Raw genomic sequence first — 3173 nt, 5'->3', positions numbered from 1 at the left:
AATAAAAGGCTTGCACGGAAGGCGGATTCGAGTAGAATACGCCGGGCTAACAGGGTGGTGGTTTTGCGCTGTTGGTGGCTCTGGTCAGGTTGATTGGAAGCGGTTGAAAGAGGTGGTTGACAGCGGTTTTAGACGCTGTATGATTCGCCTCCCGCTGACGAGAGACGCTAGGTTGATCGGAAGCGCAAGCGGTTGAGAAGAAAGAAAAACTTCTTCAAAAACAGCTTGACGAGACACAAGGCTGCTGTAGAATGCGCGGCCTCGGTTGAGACGAAAGACTTGATCGAAACGCTCTTTAACAACTGAATCAAGCAATTCGTGTGGGTGCTTGTGAGGTAAGACTGGTGGTCAGCAAGATTATCAGCATCACAATGTACTCAACGAGAAATCATTGAGTGCTCTTCTTTTAGGAGAAGAGATTTGCGATTGCTGAGCCAAGTTTAGGGTTTTCTCAAAATCCAAGCAGTATTGAACTGAAGAGTTTGATCATGGCTCAGATTGAACGCTGGCGGCAGGCCTAACACATGCAAGTCGAGCGGATGAAGAGAGCTTGCTCTCTGATTCAGCGGCGGACGGGTGAGTAATGCCTAGGAATCTGCCTGGTAGTGGGGGACAACGTTTCGAAAGGAACGCTAATACCGCATACGTCCTACGGGAGAAAGCAGGGGACCTTCGGGCCTTGCGCTATCAGATGAGCCTAGGTCGGATTAGCTAGTTGGTGAGGTAATGGCTCACCAAGGCGACGATCCGTAACTGGTCTGAGAGGATGATCAGTCACACTGGAACTGAGACACGGTCCAGACTCCTACGGGAGGCAGCAGTGGGGAATATTGGACAATGGGCGAAAGCCTGATCCAGCCATGCCGCGTGTGTGAAGAAGGTCTTCGGATTGTAAAGCACTTTAAGTTGGGAGGAAGGGCAGTAAGTTAATACCTTGCTGTTTTGACGTTACCGACAGAATAAGCACCGGCTAACTTCGTGCCAGCAGCCGCGGTAATACGAAGGGTGCAAGCGTTAATCGGAATTACTGGGCGTAAAGCGCGCGTAGGTGGTTTGTTAAGTTGGATGTGAAAGCCCCGGGCTCAACCTGGGAACTGCATCCAAAACTGGCAAGCTAGAGTATGGCAGAGGGTGGTGGAATTTCCTGTGTAGCGGTGAAATGCGTAGATATAGGAAGGAACACCAGTGGCGAAGGCGACCACCTGGGCTAATACTGACACTGAGGTGCGAAAGCGTGGGGAGCAAAACAGGATTAGATACCCTGGTAGTCCACGCCGTAAACGATGTCGACTAGCCGTTGGGATCCTTGAGATCTTAGTGGCGCAGCTAACGCATTAAGTCGACCGCCTGGGGAGTACGGCCGCAAGGTTAAAACTCAAATGAATTGACGGGGGCCCGCACAAGCGGTGGAGCATGTGGTTTAATTCGAAGCAACGCGAAGAACCTTACCAGGCCTTGACATGCAGAGAACTTTCCAGAGATGGATTGGTGCCTTCGGGAGCTCTGACACAGGTGCTGCATGGCTGTCGTCAGCTCGTGTCGTGAGATGTTGGGTTAAGTCCCGTAACGAGCGCAACCCTTGTCCTTAGTTACCAGCACGTTATGGTGGGCACTCTAAGGAGACTGCCGGTGACAAACCGGAGGAAGGTGGGGATGACGTCAAGTCATCATGGCCCTTACGGCCTGGGCTACACACGTGCTACAATGGTCGGTACAAAGGGTTGCCAAGCCGCGAGGTGGAGCTAATCCCGTAAAACCGATCGTAGTCCGGATCGCAGTCTGCAACTCGACTGCGTGAAGTCGGAATCGCTAGTAATCGTGAATCAGAATGTCACGGTGAATACGTTCCCGGGCCTTGTACACACCGCCCGTCACACCATGGGAGTGGGTTGCTCCAGAAGTAGCTAGTCTAACCTTCGGGAGGACGGTTACCACGGAGTGATTCATGACTGGGGTGAAGTCGTAACAAGGTAGCCGTAGGGGAACCTGCGGCTGGATCACCTCCTTAATCGAAGACTTCAGCTTCTTCATAAGTTCCCACACGAATTGCTTGATTCACTAGCGAAAAGCGATTGGGTTTCGACCCGAGAGAGACGATTGGGTCTGTAGCTCAGTTGGTTAGAGCGCACCCCTGATAAGGGTGAGGTCGGCAGTTCGAATCTGCCCAGACCCACCAATTGTCATGGGATGTGGCCGATCTGTAGATGGGGCCATAGCTCAGCTGGGAGAGCGCCTGCTTTGCACGCAGGAGGTCAGCGGTTCGATCCCGCTTGGCTCCACCATTATTCTCGCCATCGCTTGAAAGCACAGAAATGAATAGATTCCTTTGGGAGTGTATTGATTTCTGGTCTTTGCGCCAGAACTGTTCTTTAAAAATTTGGGTATGTGATAGAAGTAGATTTGAGTAGTTACTTTCACTGGTAATTATTCAAGTCAAGGTAAAATTTGCGAGTTGCTCGTTAAGAGCGAAGTGCGGATTTTCGGCGAATGTCGTCTTCACGTTATTAGACAGTAACCAGATTGCTTGGGGTTATATGGTCAAGTGAAGAAGCGCATACGGTGGATGCCTTGGCAGTCAGAGGCGATGAAAGACGTGGTAGCCTGCGAAAAGCTTCGGGGAGTCGGCAAACAGACTTTGATCCGGAGATCTCTGAATGGGGGAACCCAGCCATCATAAGATGGTTATCACACACTGAATACATAGGTGTGTGAGGCGAACCAGGGGAACTGAAACATCTAAGTACCCTGAGGAAAAGAAATCAACCGAGATTCCCTTAGTAGTGGCGAGCGAACGGGGACTAGCCCTTAAGCTTCTTTGATTTTAGCGGAACGCTCTGGAAAGTGCGGCCATAGTGGGTGATAGCCCTGTACGCGAAAGGATCTTAGAAGTGAAATCGAGTAGGACGGAGCACGAGAAACTTTGTCTGAATATGGGGGGACCATCCTCCAAGGCTAAATACTACTGACTGACCGATAGTGAACCAGTACCGTGAGGGAAAGGCGAAAAGAACCCCGGAGAGGGGAGTGAAATAGAACCTGAAACCGTATGCGTACAAGCAGTGGGAGCCTACTTTGTTAGGTGACTGCGTACCTTTTGTATAATGGGTCAGCGACTTATTTTCAGTGGCGAGCTTAACCGAATAGGGGGCGTAGCGAAAGCGAGTCTTAATAGG

2 tRNA genes and 2 rRNA genes are annotated in these 3173 nt (G+C 50.9%); all 4 read left to right on the top strand.

Features of this window, described 5'->3' with window-relative positions:
• Positions 1–470: 470 nt before the first annotated feature.
• Positions 471–2008: ribosomal RNA gene (locus tag DQ405_RS26295) — 16S ribosomal RNA — on the top strand.
• A 91-nt stretch (positions 2009–2099) separates the two neighbouring features.
• A tRNA-Ile gene (locus DQ405_RS26290) sits at positions 2100–2176 on the top strand.
• Positions 2177–2206: 30 nt separating this feature from the next.
• Positions 2207–2282 (top strand) — tRNA-Ala (locus tag DQ405_RS26285).
• 254 nt (positions 2283–2536) lie between these two features.
• Positions 2537–3173: ribosomal RNA gene (locus DQ405_RS26280) — 23S ribosomal RNA — on the top strand; the annotation flags it as partial.

It is taken from the genome of Pseudomonas sp. SST3, assembly GCF_003325755.1.
Note: the sequence above shows the minus strand (reverse complement) of the source record. Positions and strands in the feature narration are given on the sequence as shown.